17 protein-coding genes are annotated in these 17782 nt (G+C 45.0%); 9 read left to right on the top strand and 8 right to left on the bottom strand.

Features of this window, described 5'->3' with window-relative positions; translation table 11 throughout:
* Positions 1 to 19 precede the first annotated feature (19 nt).
* From BM415_RS03835 to BM415_RS03860, 6 genes are all read left to right on the top strand, one after another.
* The gene (locus BM415_RS03835) at positions 20 to 1387 is read left to right on the top strand and encodes a CapA family protein (protein ID WP_091154759.1); all 1368 of its coding nucleotides are present in this window, start codon (positions 20 to 22) and stop codon (positions 1385 to 1387) included.
* Between the two features lie 23 nt (positions 1388 to 1410).
* The gene (locus tag BM415_RS03840) at positions 1411 to 2163 is read left to right on the top strand and encodes a glycerophosphodiester phosphodiesterase (protein WP_091154762.1); all 753 of its coding nucleotides are present in this window, start codon (positions 1411 to 1413) and stop codon (positions 2161 to 2163) included.
* A 36-nt stretch (positions 2164 to 2199) separates the two neighbouring features.
* Complete coding sequence (locus tag BM415_RS03845) at positions 2200 to 2826, top strand: fumarylacetoacetate hydrolase family protein (protein WP_091154763.1); 627 nt, start codon at positions 2200 to 2202, stop codon at positions 2824 to 2826.
* A gap of 250 nt (positions 2827 to 3076) precedes the next feature.
* Positions 3077 to 3892 carry a DUF92 domain-containing protein gene (locus tag BM415_RS03850; RefSeq protein WP_091154766.1) on the top strand — a complete coding sequence of 272 codons (816 nt, stop codon included), beginning with the start codon at positions 3077 to 3079 and terminating at the stop codon, positions 3890 to 3892.
* A 59-nt stretch (positions 3893 to 3951) separates the two neighbouring features.
* The gene (locus BM415_RS03855) at positions 3952 to 5880 is read left to right on the top strand and encodes an ABC-F family ATP-binding cassette domain-containing protein (RefSeq protein ID WP_091154767.1); all 1929 of its coding nucleotides are present in this window, start codon (positions 3952 to 3954) and stop codon (positions 5878 to 5880) included.
* 34 nt (positions 5881 to 5914) lie between these two features.
* Positions 5915 to 6853 (top strand): hypothetical protein, encoded by a 939-nt coding sequence (locus BM415_RS03860; RefSeq protein ID WP_091154770.1) that lies wholly within the window; start codon positions 5915 to 5917, stop codon positions 6851 to 6853.
* Positions 6854 to 6982: 129 nt separating this feature from the next.
* Here the strand turns inward: BM415_RS03860 and BM415_RS03865 are convergent, their stop codons facing one another.
* The 4 genes from BM415_RS03865 to BM415_RS03880 all read right to left on the bottom strand — a co-directional run bounded on the left by BM415_RS03865 (position 6983) and on the right by BM415_RS03880 (position 10554).
* On the bottom strand, positions 6983 to 8020 hold the full coding sequence (locus tag BM415_RS03865) for a M42 family metallopeptidase (RefSeq protein WP_091154772.1): 1038 nt from the start codon (positions 8018 to 8020) through the stop codon (positions 6983 to 6985).
* Between the two features lie 77 nt (positions 8021 to 8097).
* A complete protein-coding gene (gene pepF, locus BM415_RS03870; RefSeq protein WP_091159039.1) occupies positions 8098 to 9888 on the bottom strand; it encodes an oligoendopeptidase F in 1791 nt (596 codons plus the stop codon).
* Positions 9889 to 10132: 244 nt separating this feature from the next.
* A complete protein-coding gene (locus tag BM415_RS03875) occupies positions 10133 to 10315 on the bottom strand; it encodes a hypothetical protein (RefSeq protein WP_091154775.1) in 183 nt (60 codons plus the stop codon).
* A 5-nt stretch (positions 10316 to 10320) separates the two neighbouring features.
* On the bottom strand, positions 10321 to 10554 hold the full coding sequence (locus BM415_RS03880) for a hypothetical protein (protein ID WP_091154777.1): 234 nt from the start codon (positions 10552 to 10554) through the stop codon (positions 10321 to 10323).
* 163 nt (positions 10555 to 10717) lie between these two features.
* On the opposite strand from BM415_RS03880, the gene BM415_RS03885 reads away from it, so the two are divergent.
* Positions 10718 to 10915 (top strand): cold shock domain-containing protein, encoded by a 198-nt coding sequence (locus BM415_RS03885; protein WP_047909861.1) that lies wholly within the window; start codon positions 10718 to 10720, stop codon positions 10913 to 10915.
* Between the two features lie 141 nt (positions 10916 to 11056).
* Here the strand turns inward: BM415_RS03885 and BM415_RS03890 are convergent, their stop codons facing one another.
* A complete protein-coding gene (locus tag BM415_RS03890) occupies positions 11057 to 12394 on the bottom strand; it encodes a multi antimicrobial extrusion protein MatE (protein WP_091154779.1) in 1338 nt (445 codons plus the stop codon).
* 350 nt (positions 12395 to 12744) lie between these two features.
* On the opposite strand from BM415_RS03890, the gene BM415_RS03895 reads away from it, so the two are divergent.
* Positions 12745 to 13773, top strand: a complete 1029-nt coding sequence (locus tag BM415_RS03895; protein WP_091159041.1) for a tetraprenyl-beta-curcumene synthase family protein — start codon at positions 12745 to 12747, stop codon at positions 13771 to 13773.
* A 23-nt stretch (positions 13774 to 13796) separates the two neighbouring features.
* Positions 13797 to 14768, top strand: a complete 972-nt coding sequence (gene pfkA, locus BM415_RS03900) for a 6-phosphofructokinase (RefSeq protein ID WP_091154781.1) — start codon at positions 13797 to 13799, stop codon at positions 14766 to 14768.
* 59 nt (positions 14769 to 14827) lie between these two features.
* Here pfkA and BM415_RS03905 read toward each other — a convergent pair whose 3' ends face one another.
* The 3 genes from BM415_RS03905 to BM415_RS03915 form a co-directional block, all read right to left on the bottom strand.
* Positions 14828 to 16198 carry an MATE family efflux transporter gene (locus BM415_RS03905; protein ID WP_091154783.1) on the bottom strand — a complete coding sequence of 457 codons (1371 nt, stop codon included), beginning with the start codon at positions 16196 to 16198 and terminating at the stop codon, positions 14828 to 14830.
* A gap of 190 nt (positions 16199 to 16388) precedes the next feature.
* Positions 16389 to 16577, bottom strand: a complete 189-nt coding sequence (locus BM415_RS03910) for a hypothetical protein (protein ID WP_170862358.1) — start codon at positions 16575 to 16577, stop codon at positions 16389 to 16391.
* Between the two features lie 184 nt (positions 16578 to 16761).
* Complete coding sequence (locus BM415_RS03915; RefSeq protein ID WP_170862359.1) at positions 16762 to 17583, bottom strand: YitT family protein; 822 nt, start codon at positions 17581 to 17583, stop codon at positions 16762 to 16764.
* Positions 17584 to 17782: the final 199 nt, after the last annotated feature.

Consider the following 17782-nt stretch of genomic DNA (forward strand, 5'->3'; position numbering starts at 1 on the left):
GGGAACAAAAGGAGAGAATATGCTGCCGTCAAGATCAGAGAGGCATTCGGCTGCGAAAAAAGAGAAACAGCGCAGAAGAAGCAAAATGTGGGTTACATTGAACGTTGTCCTTATTTTATGCATCGCAGGTATTATCATATACTTCAATTTAGTAGGGGGTCTAACAGGTCCTGTTGAAGATGCGGACGTATACTCATCTAGCAGTGAGGAGAGCCGCGATGAGCAGGAGTCGAATAAGACCGGGAATACAGCGGAGGAGGATAACAGAGAGAGCTCCTCATCAGAAGATGACCATCCGAACCATTCATTATCAGAAGATAAGGAGCTGAACGAAGCTTCACAGGATGAGACTCCACCCGCCTCCGAGCAAGCGGAAGAGAATCCAGACCCGAAGTCTGGTGAGGTCGAACCCGCCGATAATTCCGGTGAGCCTGCGGATGGAGAATTGGTTGTTATGAGCTTTGCGGGTGATGTACAGTTCTCGGGCAAAGTCGAGGAATTGCTTGAGAGGGAGGGCTTTGATTATCCTTATCAACATCTGGGAAGTCTCTTTCAGACCGATGATCTAACCTTCATCAATCTGGAAACACCGGTGACAACAGGAGGAGAGGCCGCGCTTGGCAAATCCTACGTGTACAAATCATCGCCGAAGGCCCTTGAAGCGATGACGGAAGCTGGTGTGGACATCGTCAATCTAGCAAATAATCATATATTGGATCAAGGGCAGGCTGGTCTTGCGGATACACTTAATTATCTGAAGGATTATCAGATTAAATATGTTGGCGCTGGTATGGATCGAAAGAATGCCTATGCCCCCGTTTATTATGAGATCAAGGGAATGCGAATTGCACTGCTCGGCTTCACAAGAGTAATACCTGAAGCGGGCTGGCGAGCTGAATCAGGAAAACCCGGCGTTGCCGATGCATATGATAGTACAGATGCTGTTAAGGCGATTGAGCAAGCGAGAAACGATGCGGACCTCGTCGTTGTCATGTCTCATTGGGGCGAGGAGCGTCAAACGATGCCGAATGATATCCAAACATCGCTTGGACGTGAATTTGTTGATGCAGGAGCAGATCTGGTGATTGGCGGACACCCTCACGTATTGCAGGGACTGGAATCCTACAAAGGAAAATGGATTGCTTATAGCACAGGCAATTTCATTTTCTCAAGATCTACAAATGAGGAAACTTGGAGAACCGCTGTATTCCAGGCGAGCTGCCAGAAGAATGGAGCTTGCACGATGAAGGCCATTCCTTATCATGCCAAGCTGGGACAGCCGGTCCCTATGGAGAATGAGGAAGGAACTGCTCTTCTGAAAGAGCTGGAGCTTAGATCGTTTGATGTGAAGGTAGGAGCAGATGGTTCCATTTCGACAGCAGATTAAATTACAGGTGTAAGGAGATGGAGATGAACAATCCTTGTGTAGCACACCGTGGTTATTCCTCACTTGCTCCGGAGAATACAATAGCTGCCTTCGGGCTTGCAATGGAGCAGGCACAGGTAAAATGGATTGAACTGGATGTTCAGCTATCCCGAGATGGTTATCCTGTTGTCATCCATGATTATCGGCTTGAGCGAACGACAGACGGCAAGGGGTTTGTGAAGGATAAGACCCTGCACGAGCTTAAACAGCTTGATGCTGGTAGCTGGAAGTCGAAGAAATATGCGGGCGAACGAATTCCAACCTTGGCTGAAGTACTGGAGCTGGCAAGAGGTAAGATCAAGCTGAACATTGAGCTCAAAACGACAGGGGATATGTATCCTCACATGCCAGCAGCAGTGCTCAGAGAACTGTTCGGCAGATGGAATGAAGAGGATTATGTGATTACTTCATTTGACCGCAGATCACTTGTTAAAGTAAAGTTAATTCACCGGTTTGCTCGAACAGGACTCATCATCAATTCATATCCGCCGGATTTGGCACGTCAGCTTAGTGAGCTTAGATGCGATCTGCTGTCTATAGGATATCCGCATGTGAATAAGCAGCTCATAAGTGACATGAAGAAAGAAGGAATCGATGTTATGGCGTGGACTGTGGATTCGTCCAGAATTATGCGCAATTTGGCAGCAATAGATCAGGACATTATGATGTGTACGAACAATCCGGATTTATGGCAAAAGGCTTTTGCGAAAAAAGCGATGAAATGGTTTAAATCTTAAAAAATTAGACGATAAGGCGAAAGGATGAAGATGAAGATGAACTCACAGATCAGAAATGTCTATTGTGTTGGCCGCAATTATCGCCTGCACGCAGAAGAACTAGGAAATGCAGTACCTGATGAACCCATGATATTCATGAAGCCCTCCCATGCGGTAGTGCTGATGGAAGATCAAGAGCTCATGCTTCCGGGGGGCCGGGGAGACATCCATTATGAGGCAGAGCTGGTCGTTAGAATTGGAGCAGAGCATACACCCGGAATGAATGTAGATGTAGTCATCGATGCGTATGCTATGGGTATCGACTTTACACTCCGTGATGTACAGACCGTGATCAAACAAAAAGGGCACCCTTGGACAGCGGCAAAGGGATTCAAAAATTCCGCGCCAATATCCAGATTTAAGCCTGTTCAATCTGTTCAGTCTTTGGCCGATTTCGAGTTTACACTGAATAAGAATGGGGTAGAAGTGCAGCGTGGGAACATTCGCGACATGATTTTTACCATTCAAAACATAGCGGATTATGTTTCGGAACACTATGGACTAGGTCCGGGAGATATTATATTTACAGGAACTCCGGCGGGTGTTGGTCCTGTAGAGTCAGGTGATCGACTGGAGTTAACCTGGGCAAATGAAGCTATAGGTAGTGTTACCGTCCGTTATTAATGAACTTATAGATTGAACAAAAAATTCTTAGTTCTATACTTTAAGATGATCGGCTCATAACCGAGTATTTACTGCAGTTTGTTTTGTTCAATCTACATCATTCTTGTTTAAAGTTATGGACACGCTTATTTGATCCTTCTTCGGATTGAATAAGGCGTGTCTTTTTATCTATATCTCCCTAAATCAGGCTTTGTCATGGCTGCACATGTTATACTATATTTAAAATAACTATAGAATCAGGAGACGGCAGATGGATTGGATCATTGGAACGCTGTGTGCATTCCTTGTCGCTGGGGCTGCATATTACAAGAAGTCGCTCACATTATCTGGCGGCATAGCTGCAGTTATAATGGGGGCCGTGTATTATGGTGCAGGCGATCTAGTGTGGTTTGGAACGCTGCTTCTCTTCTTCATAACGTCAACCGTATTATCCAAATACAAGAAGCGGGAGAAGCAGGAACTTGAACAATCGTATGCAAAAACAGGAAATCGGGATGCAGGTCAAGTGCTTGCGAACGGCGGGCTTGGTATGGTGCTTGTCCTTCTGCATGCCATATTTCCCCATCCTGTTTGGATATTTGCCTTCATCGGCATTATGGCGACCGTTACTGCAGATACCTGGGCAACAGAAATTGGAAGCTTAAGCTCTAAGCCCCCTCGTTCAGTAAGAACATGGAAGGTCATTCCTCCGGGCTCATCGGGTGGTGTCACTGTAACGGGGAATGTGGCTGCAGCAGCTGGAGCCCTGATGATCGGTGGATGTGCGTATCTGTTTCTAATATTAAGCTCTGAAGCGGATGGATCGATGACTGCGCTTATCGCATTTGCGGTCATCGGAGCGGTATCCGGTTTTATTGGAGCGTATGCCGATTCTCTAATGGGGGCGACCATTCAGCGGATGTATCACTGCACCGTCTGCGGCAAGGACGTAGAGGTTCATCATCATTGCGGGCAGAGCACGGTGCGGGGTAAGGGACTAAACTGGATGAGCAATGACCTGGTCAATCTGTTTAGTTCACTCATCGGAGGCGGTATCGCCATCCTGCTGGGATTATTATTAATTTAGACCTCAGGTACATGGTGTAATCTGTTTATAATCAATAGAGAAGAGTAGGGACATATCAAATGAATATAATGACAGTTGAAAATATATCTAAAAGCTACGGAGAAAAGATTCTCTTCAAAGATGCATCCTTCGGAATGAGCGATCAGGATAAGATCGGGATTGTCGGAGTCAATGGCACAGGCAAATCGACCTTTCTTCGCGTCATTGCGGGTCTTGAACAGCCGGACGAAGGTAATATTGCGATCGGTAATCAAGTAAGAGTTCAAATGCTTGCCCAAAATCCTGAGTTTGATCCGGACATGACGGTGCTGCAGCAAGTGTTTCAAGGTGATACACCTCAAATGCGAGCCGTTCGTAATTATATGGAAACGATGGAGCTGCTCGCGCTCAAACCGAGCGATGAAGCTCTTCTAGAGCGTCTAACGAAGTTGAGTGAACATATGGAAGCCTATGATGCCTGGCAGCTTGAGAGTGAGGCGAAGACCATTCTGTCCAAGCTGGGTATAACGCAGTATGATGCACCAATGGGATCACTATCAGGTGGACAGCGCAAGAGGGTGGCGCTAGCGGCGGCACTTATCCATCCGTCGGATCTGCTGATTCTGGATGAGCCAACGAACCATATTGATAATGATTCAGTTGAATGGCTTGAGCAATATTTGCAGAAGCGCCGCGGTGCACTGCTCATGATCACGCATGACCGTTACTTCCTGGACCGTGTTGCCAATGTCATGCTGGAGCTGGATCATGGCCGGTTATTTCGTTATGAAGCGAACTACACCAAGTTTCTTGAGCTAAAAGCAGATCGTGAAGAAAGAGAAGCGGCTTCTGAGCAGAAACGCCAAAATTTACTGCGAAATGAGCTGGCATGGATTCGCAGAGGAGCTAAGGCAAGAACGACGAAGCAGAAGGCGAGAATTGACCGCTTCGAACAGTTAAAAGATCAGGAGGGCGTCCAGCGTTCAGGCAATCTGGAGATGTCTGTTGCTTCAGCCCGACTCGGGAAGAAAATACTCGAAATCGAAGGCTTAACCAAGAGTACAGAGCACAAAAAGCTGGTAGATAATCTTAGCTATATCGCTGTGCCAGGAGATCGTGTAGGTATTGTGGGACCGAATGGAACCGGTAAATCCACACTACTGAATATGATTGCAGGTGGGATTCAGCCGGATGCCGGTGAGATCATCGTTGGACCTACCGTTAAGCTGGGGTATTTTACGCAAGAACATCAGGAGATGGACGAGAACCTGAGAGTTATTGAATACATCAAGGAAGAGGCAGAGGTCATCCGAACCGGGGAAGGGGAGACGATTACAGCCGCACAGATGCTGGAACGGTTTCTATTCCCGCCTGCAGCTCAGTGGACCTATATTTCAAGATTATCCGGAGGGGAGAAGCGACGGCTGTATCTGCTCCGTGTGCTGATGTCCGCGCCTAATGTTCTGCTCTTGGATGAACCGACGAATGATTTGGATATCCAAACCCTGAGCGTGCTTGAGGCGTATTTGGATGATTTTCCAGGAGTTGTGTTCGTTGTATCCCATGACCGTTATTTCCTCGATCGGACGGTTGACAAAGTCCTTGCTTTTGAAGGAGAGGGCCAGGTACGGGTGCATGTAGGGAACTATTCAGAATATGCAGAATGGCTGTCAAAAAACGTACAAAATCAGCAAAAGCCGATCAGCAAAAAAGAAGAGCCTGTTAAGCCTGAATCGTCTTCAGCAGCTGCATCAGAGCCACCTAAGGTGAAGCTGAAATTCAGTTTCAAGGAACAGCGTGAATATGAACTCATTGACAGCCAGATTGAGGAGACTGAACGTAAGCTTGAGTTGATTGCGACTCAGATGGAGGAAGCCTTCAGTGATGCAGCGAGGCTTCAGGAGCTGATGAAGGAGCAGGCGGAAACCGAGAAGCATCTGGAGCATTTAATGGAACGCTGGACTTATCTGAATGAGCTTGCGGAGCAAATTGAGCTTAGCAAGAAGTGAACTACGGATATGAAACAGGAGGCGAGAGGAGACTATGTATCAGGAAGTGAATGAACGACTGGCATTGCTGAAGGAAAAGGGAAGGCTGCTGTCTAAATGGAATTCTCGGCTTGATCATCTAAGGGAGCTTGAGCAGCAAAAAGAAGAGCTGGTAGCCGTACGCAAGGAACGGCTGGCAGCAGAACAAAAAGATGTTGACACCCTCACTCGCACTTCAATTGCTTCTGTATTCTACAGCATTATGGGTAAAAAAGAGCAAAAGCTGGAAAAGGAAGAGGCTGAGCTCATCGAGAGCAAAGGACTGTATGATGAAGCAGTTCGTGCCTTAAATGACATCCGTGAGCAAATGAAAGGCGCAAGAGAAGAGATTGCTGCACTGTCAGAATGGCAGAACTGGGAGCGGAAATATGATCAGCTGATGAATGAGAAGCAGGATACCCTGTTGGATTCCTCTCCATTCATTCTAACCTCGCTTGAGCACGAGGCTAAGCTGAAGGGCCAGATCAATGAGGTTGGTGAAGCAGAGAGGGCAGGACATAAAGTGCTGGATAGCCTTCATGAGGCTGAGGAAGCGCTCCGTTCCGCTGGGAATTGGGGAACCTATGATATGCTCGGCGGGGGAGTGATTTCAACCTATATTAAGCATAGTCGTGTAGATGAAGCAGAATCTCACGTTCATGCTGCACAATATCATCTGCGTGAGTTTCAGGAAGAGCTTAGAGACGTAGATCTCTCCATTCAAGGTCATCTAAAGATTGATGGTATGCTGAGCTTTGCTGATTATTTTCTGGATGGGTTCTTCACGGATTGGCTGGTACAGAACAAAATTAATGAAGGTAAAGAGGAAGTTGGCCGGGGGGTAACGGAGGTTAATCGTGTCCTGTCGTCCCTATCGTCAACAAAAGACAGCCTTATGCTTGAACTTGATAAGTTACAGCAGGAGCGAAGAAGCTTTGTAGAAGAGGCTGAATAGCCAGTAGTAGCTGCTGGTGATGACCATTTATCTCATAGCATATAAGAAGGACTCGCCGTAAATAGACCAGGGATTGGTCTGCGGTGAGTCCTTTTATTTTGATGAATGAATTCGTTATGTTCTAACAACCTAGCTGTTAATGTATGCTCCAAGCAATCGAGCCGTGTTGAGAACGGCCTGTTTATGTGTTCTCTCCATTGCATGGGAAGCATGTACACCTGGACCAATCAGAGCTGCTCGAATATTGCTGCCTCCGCGCAGTGCAGCTGACGCGTCAGAACCATAATGAGGGTAAATATCCACTGCATAAGGAATGTCAGCGCTCTTAGCCAGCTCGATCAGACGAGTCGTCATTTCATAATCATAAGGACCGGAGGAATCCTTCGCACAGATGGATACATCGGTCTCCTTACAGCTTAGATCGTCACCCATGGCACCCATGTCAACCGCGATCATTTCGTCTATATCCGAAGGGATATAAGCCGTTCCGTGTCCGACTTCTTCGTAGTTGCTGATCAGCAGTTTAACCTGATGCCTTGGCTTCCAGCCTTCACGCTTTGCGGATTCAAGCAGGGCGAACAAGGCAGCGATACTTGCTTTATCGTCGAGATGCCTTGATTTGATATATCCGCTAGATGTGAATTCTACGCGGGGATTAAAGGAGATGAAATCACCTGCCGCTATCCCGAGATTAAGGACATCCTGTTTGTTCTCAACCCGCTCATCGATCCGAACCTCCATTACACTTTCTTCACGTTTGAAATCTCTTGCTCCACTGTAGACGTGAACGGAAGGCTGAGTAGACATAATAGTGCCGGTATATACCTTGCCACTGCGAGTATGAATCTGACAGTACTCATTCTCAATGGATTGCATCATGAAGCCTCCGATTGAGGTGAGCTTCAGTGTACCGTGAGCCGTAATCGAGCGGACCATTGCGCCTAGAGTGTCTACATGTGCACTTAGCGCGATAGTACGACTGTTGTCTTCGCCAGGCATCGTAATAATGAGTCCGCCCTTGGCATTACGTTCATAAGCGGTACCATGGCTTTTGGCTTCTGCCTCAATCAGCTCCATTATGTGGTGAGTATAGCCGCTTGGACTAGGTGTCTCCAGCAGCTTCTTTAACAAGTCCAGTGAATATTGCTCATTAATTTGAATCGTCATCGTCCGAGATCTCTCCTTCATGTTTACATAATCAAATCCCTTGCCGATGTAGGCAAGGGATCATGGGGAATGAAGCTTTACTTAGTAAGCTGCTCCATTTGCGATATAACATCTTCGAACACAGCCATAGCTTCACGAATCGGCTCAGGAGAGGACATATCCACGCCTGCTTTCTCCAGAATATTGATCGAATAGTCGCTGCCTCCGCTTTTCAGGAAGCCGAGATAACGCTCAACGGCTGGTTCGCCTTCTTCCAGTATTTGCTTCGCAAAGCTGGTCGCTGCCGAGAAGCCGGTTGCATATTTATAAACATAGAAGCTGGTATAGAAGTGGGGAATACGTGCCCATTCCATCTCAATATCCTGATCCACGACCATTCCTTCACCATGGTACTTTTTGTTCAGATCATAGTATATTTCAGACAGCAATTGAGGAGTCAGTGATTCCCCTTGTTCTGCCCGCTCATGAATAATCTTCTCAAATTCCGCAAACATCGTTTGACGGAAGACCGTAGTGCGGAATTGATCCGCATAATAGGTCAGCAGATAAAGCTTCTCTTTAGGATCTGTGGATTTGTTAAGCAGATAATCCATAAGCAATGCCTCGTTTGTTGTGGAAGCGACTTCTGCAAGGAAGATGGTGTATTGTGCATCTCTGTATTTCAGTGCTTTGTCTGAGAAATACGAGTGCAGCGCATGACCCATCTCATGCGTCAGAGTGAACATGCTGTTCAGATTATCCTTATGGTTCAACAGCACGTAAGGGTGAGTGCCGTAAGCACCCCAGCTGTATGCACCTGTACGCTTGTTCTCATTCTCGTATACGTCGATCCAGCGGTCATCATAGCCTTCCTGCAGTGCAGCCAAATACTCTTCTCCGAGCGGCTTCAAGCTTTCTTTTACTGTCGTCTTCGCTTCATCGTAAGTGATGTCCATCTTGTATTCCTCGACCAGTGGCGCGAACAAATCATACATATGGAGATCGTCAGTACCCAGCAGCTTTTTGCGCAAATTCATGTATCGATGCAGCAGCGGCAGACTCTCGTGAATGGTGTCAATCAAGTTCGTATACACTTCCTTCGGAATGTTGTCCCCATAGAGAGACATTTCCATAACAGAAGGATATTTACGTACCGTCGAATAGAAAATATTTTTGTTTACATTCGCATTCAGTGTAGCTGCAATCGTATTTTTGTTCTTGGCATAGGTGCTGTACACAGCCTTGAATGCGCGTTTCCGGACTTCACGATTCGGGCTCTCTAGAAACTGGATGTAGCTGCCGTGAGTGAGATCCACTTCATTTCCGTTCTCATCCTTGATCTTAGGGAATTTCATATCCGCATTGTTTAGCATACCAAAGATCGTTTGCGGTGCTTGAGACAGATTGCCAACTTGGGCAAGCAGTGCTTCTTCTGTCTTGGAGAGAACATGCGCCTTCTCACGTTTCATCTCCACGAGCGTGAATTTGAATGGTTTGAGCGTAGGGCTTGCGATTAGGGCGTCTAGCTTATCCTCCGGTAATGCCAGAATTTCTGGCACGACAAACGACAGGGACTCGCTGACCTGAACGCTTAATTTTTTCGCTTTTTGCAGAAGTGATTGATATGTAGGATCGGCTGTATCTTCATCATGATGCATATGAGCGTATACGTACAAGCGCTCGGTCTTAAGTGAAATGTCATCCTCCAGCTCAAAGCAGGACTTTATGCTGTTCTCGTTGTCCAGCTTCCCTTGATATTCCCCAGCCTGCTGAGCCAGCTTCTTGACTTCTTCATATTCCTTGTCCCAGGCAGCTTGGTTCACAAAAATATCACTTAGTTTCCACTGGTTCTCTTCAGGTACTTCACTGCGTTTTAACACTTTACTCATATTCATCCTCCTTTGATGATTATACGATAAAGACAGTTCAGGTCGGTCAGGCTGCGCATATGCTGAAGCGGTCTGAGACAGAATACATGCAGCTATGATTACAATTGAGATTGTTTTTCTCGCATTCACTAGAGCGTATCCTCCTTATAATAAGGCACTAACGCTTAGTATGACCGACATTATACTGAAATATTTGAAAGGGAGCATTTGTATATGAACAATCTGAAATTTTGAGGTTCAGAGGTTAGCTCCCGAGTGATACCATGCTGTATACAATCAGGATAAAAGCGAGCACAACCATTAACAGCGCGGCGATGGCAAGCGGTCGTCGCAGCTTATCCGGTATGCTGTCTCTCTTGGCGATAATGACAAAGCCGAGCAAGAAGGCGGCAACGATAAAGATGACATAGTTCATGCCAACATCCATTATAGTTACACCTCTTTGAAGGCTTTCATAATCTCGATCCATTCTTCTTCATTATCTTTGTAGTTCTCCTTCGGGAAACGGTTCTCAGCCCATTGCATAAGTGCGGGTCTGCTCATAAAGGTGTGGGTTTCCTCACCCCATTGATCTGAGATTTCACGAAGCACGAGATAGCGCCCTTGAACCTCTACGGTCATCATATTCCACTTGTCTTTTTTGTAAATTTGATGTTTTTTAATCATGTGCATTTCTCCAATTTGCGGTTTTGGTAAAATGATACCTTACCCTTGATGCCAAAGCAAATTATTTTACAAAAACAAAAAAAGTTTAATTGCAAAGTAAAAATCAATAAAGTATAATGTAGATATTCGCCATAGATGGCGGCATTTTTAGGAGGTTGTTCATTTGAAAGGTACAGTTAAATGGTTTAACGCAGAAAAAGGTTATGGCTTCATTCAAGTAGAAGGCGGAGACGATGTATTCGTTCACTTCTCAGCAATCCAAGGTGATGGCTTCAAAACTTTGGAAGAAGGTCAAGCAGTAGAATTCGAAATTACTGAAGGCAACCGTGGTCCTCAAGCAGCTAACGTAATCAAACTGTAAGAATTGTTCCGGTTACCGGATTTCTTATACAAGTTTGTATGAAAGCGAAAAATTGAGAGCACAGTTCCCCCTCTTGGGGGACTGTGCTTTTTTGGTCTTTTCTGTGATTTTATTCACACAAGCTTCACATATATTTATGGATTAAGTATCTACGGATGTGTTCGGTGACGATTTTGATTGTAAGCTTGGCTCGCGATTTGTTCTGCGAATGACCATCCATACGATCAGCAGCTCTGCCAGCAGTCCGATAGATTGAGCCACTGCGCCTATAACTCCGTTCAGTCCTGGGGCGGCAAAGACGAGGATAACGAGTACGATAGTTGTGCATACAGCATTTGCTGTCTGCGAGCGGAACATGGTCTTGGTTTGTCCCCGTAGGAGGATGAGTCCATTACTGTAATCCAGAAACGGTGTAATGAGTGTGAACAAAATAAAGGCCCTCAAAGTGCGCAAGCTCTCCTCAAGCAGTTCTCCACGAACATTCATTGTATGTTCAAGAAACCAAGGACCCAGAGGTGTATAAGCTACGGTCAAAGTTAGTATAAATGGAATGAACCCCATTGTTAGTGCAAACTGATTTACTTTCTTAGGATATTCATTGTAGAAATTCAGTACGATTTGATGAATGTAGGTGAAGAAGCTCAGCATGAGCTGCATGATGCTCCCTGCAATAGCGAATGAAGAGATCGCCAGGGCAATTCCTTCTGTTTTTCCAAGCATGATATTGATGATCGGACCTATAAACATGGCGACAAGGCTCGATAAGAGCAGCGGCTTATAGAAGTAAAATACTTGTCCCTTCATCTTGATGTGGTGCCCTTCTTTATGTGCAGGCATTTGCTGTACAATTTTACGTCCTTCCAGATAGCTGACTGCAGCTTCGATCAGCATTCCCGCAGCGAAGATAATCGCACCGACCGTACCGCTTGTTACTGCGTCAGTCCATATAAAGTACAGGGATAACGAATACATGCCCGCAAGCCGAATGATCATTCCAATTGTTAACCATTTGGTCTTGTTGTTTGTAATAATGACCCCCTGATAGATATTGCGTATGACAGAGAAGATGCTGACAAACATGAGGATTTGATAAACCTGGATAACCGGTTCGAGAAGAGTTTCATCCACACCAAACAGGTACTTGAAGATCGAGGTTCCAAGAGGTGTGTATACAATAGCACCGCCGAGCAGCAGCACAGCCGCAAGAAATACTTTGGTGACATAAATGAGTGCATGAAAAGAAAGCCGATCCCTGACCAGAGCAGAGCATGTTTGGCGCAATAGGGTAGAGGGCCGTTCAGTAACAGCAAGCAGGCTTCCTGCCAGCGCATAACTTGCGATGACGACCTCGGCATGGTCGGATCTGGCCAGTGTGCTGTTGATAATGACATGAGAGATGGTCACTAGAGAGGCGGATATGCCCAGAGGGATAAAGAAAGTAAGTAGTCTTCTCCACGACAGGGGTTCATCGGATGACATGTTGTGTAATCTCCTTTTTAGATTGAAATATGGAAATTATATCATAAATAGTTAGAGGGACAACCTAATTTTGAATTATGATTCCTGAATTCCTGTGAATAAGTTATGCGCTTCCATATATAGATTAAGAAGTGGCATGGATTTTGAGAACTATTGTTTCTAAAAAATGTATCCGCTTTAAATGGTAATATGGACTTTTACCTATCGTTTATTTGTACAAATTCACATGTCATATTATAATGATAATGGTTTGAACAGGTATGAATATGTAGATAACATAGTGGAGGCACCGTTATTTGATTAAACAAAAACAACATAATCGCAATGTTCCACGGGGGCCCATCGGATTGATGAATCGGGTGTATAAATATATACTGCCTGAAGCAAGAAAAGAGCTTAGACTAATAAAGACGAGAGCAGAACAAATTTCTGACCAGGAGCTTAGAACCCAGGCGCTTGCAAGCATAGCAAGCAAACAGTTCCACTGTGAGGGTGGCTCAATTTATGCAGCTGTTAACTTGCCGATGCGGAATGTGCTCATTCCTCTTATCGTTTCTTATCAGACGATTAGTGACTACCTGGACAACTTATGTGATCGGAGCACTTCCATGGATGAAGGAGACTTCAGGCTGTTACATAAATCAATGCTTGATGCAGTTAATCCTGAAGCGGAGCTGTCGAACTATTACGCTCTACGTGAAGAACAGGAAGATGAAGGATATTTACATAGCCTGGTACTTACGTGCCAATCCTGCATAAAGAAGCTGCCGGGTTACGTTCAAGCACAATCTTATGTAACGGATCTAGCTAGTCTGTATGTAGATCTGCAGGTGTACAAGCACATTCATCCCGAGCTTCGCGAGAAAGCCTTGCTTGAATGGTGGGAGCTTCACAAGCACCGCACGCCGAAGCTGAACTGGAATGAATTCGCAGCAGCCACGGGTTCCACACTGGGAGTATTCATGCTATTCCTTGCTGCTTCAGACCCGCATCTTGATGATGATGGAGCTTCCTCCATACATGCTTCTTATTTTCCGCATGTGACGGGACTGCACATCATGCTGGATTATTTGATTGATCAGGAAGAAGACAGGCAGGGCGGTGATTTGAACTTTTGTAATTATTACAAAAGTGAGAATGAGATGATTGAGCGTATTGCCTACATTGTTGACAAGGCACAGGAGGATGTTTCAGTTATCCCTGCAAGCTCATTTCATCGTATGATCATTGAAGGGTTGCTTGCCCTGTATTTATCTGATCCTAAAGTCAGTGAGCAGCAGGAAGTTCGTTCCGTATCCAAAAGGTTGCTGAAGAACAGCCCTGTCACAAGGCGCTTTTTTCTAGCAAATTCCAAATGGATTCGTAAACATATGTATTGAGAATTAAGAGGAGGAAGTCATTCATGACAGCAGTCAAAAGAATCGCAGTATTGACGAGTGGAGGAGATTCGCAAGGGATGAACGCGGCTGTTCGTGCCGTAGTTCGTAGCGGTCTGTATTTTGGTTTGGAGGTTTATGGTATTCAGCGTGGATATCAGGGCCTTCTGAACAATGATATTTTTCCGATGGATCTGCGCAGTGTAGGGGATATCATTCAGCGTGGAGGAACGGTTCTTCAATCTGCCCGCTGTAAAGAGTTTATGACGCTTGAAGGACAGCAGAAGGGTGCAGATGTGTTGCGCTCGCGTGGTATTGACGGTCTCGTAGTTATCGGTGGTGACGGGTCTTATCAAGGCGCTAACAAGTTGAGTAAGCTGGGCATCAAAACAATGGGGCTTCCAGGAACGATCGACAATGACATTTCTTTTACAGACTATACGATTGGTTTCGATACAGCGGTCAGCGTTGTAGTGGATGCAGTGAACAAGCTGCGCGATACGATGTCTTCTCATGAACGCTCCTCCATTGTTGAGGTTATGGGACGTCATTGCGGTGATATCGCGCTGCATGCAGGACTTGCTTCCGGTGCGGAAACAATCCTTGTACCTGAAGTACCGTTCGATATGGATGAAGTAGCTCAGCGTATGCAATCGAATTTTGAGCATGGCAAGCGCCATAGTATTATTATCGTTGCTGAGGGCGTTGGTAAAGGTGAGGATGTAGCCAAAGAGATTATGGCTCGCTGCCCATCATATGAGCCGCGTGTTACGGTGCTTGGACACATCCAGCGCGGTGGTACTCCGACTCCGTTTGACCGCAACCTTGCAAGCAAATTAGGTGATTTTGCTGTACGCAAGCTGATTGAGGGCGAATCAGACAAGGCTTGTGGGATCATTAATAATCAATTGACACTTACTGATATTGATCTTGTTGTGAATACGAAGAGTTCCATTGATATGGATATGTATGAGCTAGCGATTCGTCTTTCTCAATAACACAAAAAAAGCTGATTCGAACTACCTCTCACGGGTAATAACGAGTCAGCTTTTTTGATTTAACCTACGAATTCACGATTTGTCTTTGCGTTGAATTTACGCTGAACCGCGATCAGTCTCCACATTAGAGCCACAGCGCCGACCGCGAGACCTACGATAAATCCGATCCAATATCCGTAAGGACCAAGTTCTGTAAAGGTAGCTGTTAAATATCCGACAGGCAAACCGATCAGCCAATATGCGACTAAGGTAATGAAAAATGCAGGGTTCACGTCCTTATATCCACGTAAAGCGCCTTGAACCGGTGTTGCAACAGCATCAGAAATTTGGAAGAAGATAGCATAAACGAGAAAATGCTGTATTAGTGCAATGACGGTTCGGTCCGAAGAATAAATTCCAGCCACTTGTTCACCATACACCATTAGTATTATCGCGGTTACAAGTGAAAGTATCACTGCAGAACCGATACCGATATTGCTGTATGTTCTCGCATCTTTTGCCCGTTTTGCTCCAGCTTCGTATCCAACAAGGATCGTTAAAGCCATGCTAATGCTTAGCGGGAGCATATACAGAGTTGAGGCGAAATTCATGGCGGCCTGATGCGCTGCTATGGTGTTGGTGTCAAACTTGCTCATAAGCAGCGTAACGGCAGAGAAGATCGAAGTTTCAAAAAAGATGGCAAACCCGATGGGTACTCCAATCTGCATCAATTCTTTCCATTTGCCGATCGAAATTTTATGTCGTTCACGAAATAGGCCATACTGAGCAAACGGTTCGATCCGATGAACAAAACATATAGAGATGATAAAAATAAACCAATAGGTCACTGCCGAGGCAAGGCCGGCACCAATGCCCCCAAACTGAGGAACACCTAAATTTCCAAAGATGAGCAAATAGTTCAGCAGAATATTGACTGGCAATGAGATCAGGGTAATCATCATCGTAATTCGGGTTTGTCCCAGAGCATCCATGTAATTCCGGAGTACGGTGTATCCGAACAAGGGAACGATTCCAAAGGCCATGGCAGACAGATAGTAGAGGGCTACCTCCTCGACCCTTTGATCCAGCTTCATATACTGAAGAATAGGATTTAGTATTATAATGCCGGCAGCAATAATCAGTATGCCAAGAGCTCCAGCAAGATACAGAGCCTGTACTACATTATACTGGACTTTATTTTTCTGTCCGCTTCCCACAAGCTGTGAGACAATGGGGGTGATTCCCATTAAAATTCCGCTTAGTCCAGTTTGAATAGGTATCCACAGACTGCTTCCAATGGCTACCCCGGCAAGATCCACCGGACTAAAATGTCCAGACATGTTCGTGTCAAAGAAAGTCATGGCCGATAACGAAATTTGTGTGATGAGTATTGGAAGCAATATAACGAAGAATTGTTTCCATTTTTGAACGGTGGTTAGTGTCTGATTCATATGTTGATCTCCAGGGGATATATTATAGTTCACGTATTGAACGCACGCCCAAAAAAATATTTTAAAACATAACGTTTGATTTGAACAGATTAATTTAATAAGGGTGGAGGAGAGGGATCGGATAAGCATTAAAAAAACCGCTCCCCCGGCAGCAATGCGACCGAAAAAGCGGTGGTTAAACTTATAAAGATTATTGAAGATAAGAGTCGTCTTGATGCTCGCAGATGCTGTATTGAATAATTTCCATTGCATCTTCTGCTTCGAGTAATCCGAAACCATCCCTCAGCACAATGAATGAGTTCAGTTCGTTCTGCCGCAGGGTCGGAAGCATTTCAGGATACCACTTCATGACGATTTCTGACAGTTTTACCCTTTCCATTTCCACATTAATCACCCTTTCCTAACTAAGAATCATTCGAGAAGAATCATTCATTGCCTCGGAAAAGCCAGTTGCCTGTGAAATACCCGGATAAAAAAGGTCTCATGAGAAGTTTTGCGCTTAATAGGAACGACGCACCATTATTATATCACAAAAATAATTAAAATTATACTTGACAGATTATCTAGTTTCTTCTGAATGAGCCCATTATTCCTACCGTTTCCACGATGTTGACAAAAGCGTTGGGATCGGTAGTTCTAATGATCTGCTTCAATTCATCGAGCTCGTATTTGGTGGTAACCGTCATAAGCATGTCTTTTTCATGATCAGTAAAAGCACCCTGGGTCTTGATTTTGGTTACACCTCTTTGTCTTGGTAACAATTGTTCAAGCATTTTATCTGTCTCATTGGTAACGATAAATAGCGTAACCTTCACATGCCCAATATGAATCAAATCAAGCACTTTACCAGTAATGTAGATGGAGAGTACCGAGATTAGCGCGATATTCCAGTCATTGTTCAAATAACCGGCGAGCAAAATAATAATCCCGTTCATGACGGCAATGACGGCTCCTACTGGAAAATCACGAAACCTTGTAATAATGGACGCGACAATATCAAGACCGCCGGAGGAGCCGCCGGCACGAAATGCAAGCCCTGTTCCAGCTCCAATAAGCACACCACCGAATACAGCAGAAGTTAACTGATCATGAGCAATTGCAGTAACGGGCAGCATATTTAACATCCAGGTCGTTGCAATAACGTTTATGATGCTGAAGCTGATAAATCTGCGGCCCAGCAAGAACCACCCTGCAATGAGCAGTGGAATGTTAAATACGAAATACATGACATTAAAGTTAAGTGGAGTAAAATATCCGATGAGCATAGATATACCAGATATTCCTCCGCTAAGCAGCTCATGAGGCAGCAGAAATAGGTTGAATCCTGCTGCAATAATAGCACCGCCTAGAAATACGATTAGCGATTTTGTAGTTAATTTAAGCACCAATTTCACCTCAGAAGTATCATACTATATTGATTACTGGTAATTGTAAATTGTTTTGTGATATAATATTTTGTGGATGTTCTTGAGTAGATCGCCTTTTTTCGCAAAAAAGCATGTTTTGTTTCAGTAAGTTTCAATAAACATCATATGTAGTTTAGACGATTCGGGAGAGAATCTATTCTCTCTATAGTGAAATTGT

It is taken from the genome of Paenibacillus sp. 453mf, from assembly GCF_900116105.1.
Classification (GTDB): Bacteria; Bacillota; Bacilli; order Paenibacillales; family Paenibacillaceae; genus Paenibacillus; species Paenibacillus provencensis.

Bases quoted from the DNA above. Each gene is read 5' to 3' on its own strand.
- BM415_RS03835 (WP_091154759.1), top strand. From the start codon at position 20: ATGCTGCCGTCAAGATCAGAGAGGCATTCGGCTGCGAAAAAAGAGAAA.
- BM415_RS03840 (WP_091154762.1), top strand. From the start codon at position 1,411: ATGAACAATCCTTGTGTAGCACACCGTGGTTATTCCTCACTTGCTCCG.
- BM415_RS03845 (WP_091154763.1), top strand. From the start codon at position 2,200: ATGAACTCACAGATCAGAAATGTCTATTGTGTTGGCCGCAATTATCGC.
- BM415_RS03850 (WP_091154766.1), top strand. From the start codon at position 3,077: ATGGATTGGATCATTGGAACGCTGTGTGCATTCCTTGTCGCTGGGGCT.
- BM415_RS03855 (WP_091154767.1), top strand. From the start codon at position 3,952: ATGAATATAATGACAGTTGAAAATATATCTAAAAGCTACGGAGAAAAG.
- BM415_RS03860 (WP_091154770.1), top strand. From the start codon at position 5,915: ATGTATCAGGAAGTGAATGAACGACTGGCATTGCTGAAGGAAAAGGGA.
- BM415_RS03865 (WP_091154772.1), bottom strand. From the start codon at position 8,020: ATGACGATTCAAATTAATGAGCAATATTCACTGGACTTGTTAAAGAAG.
- pepF (WP_091159039.1), bottom strand. From the start codon at position 9,888: ATGAGTAAAGTGTTAAAACGCAGTGAAGTACCTGAAGAGAACCAGTGG.
- BM415_RS03875 (WP_091154775.1), bottom strand. From the start codon at position 10,315: ATGGATGTTGGCATGAACTATGTCATCTTTATCGTTGCCGCCTTCTTG.
- BM415_RS03880 (WP_091154777.1), bottom strand. From the start codon at position 10,554: ATGATTAAAAAACATCAAATTTACAAAAAAGACAAGTGGAATATGATG.
- BM415_RS03890 (WP_091154779.1), bottom strand. From the start codon at position 12,394: ATGTCATCCGATGAACCCCTGTCGTGGAGAAGACTACTTACTTTCTTT.
- BM415_RS03895 (WP_091159041.1), top strand. From the start codon at position 12,745: ATGAATCGGGTGTATAAATATATACTGCCTGAAGCAAGAAAAGAGCTT.
- pfkA (WP_091154781.1), top strand. From the start codon at position 13,797: ATGACAGCAGTCAAAAGAATCGCAGTATTGACGAGTGGAGGAGATTCG.
- BM415_RS03905 (WP_091154783.1), bottom strand. From the start codon at position 16,198: ATGAATCAGACACTAACCACCGTTCAAAAATGGAAACAATTCTTCGTT.
- BM415_RS03910 (WP_170862358.1), bottom strand. From the start codon at position 16,577: ATGGAAAGGGTAAAACTGTCAGAAATCGTCATGAAGTGGTATCCTGAA.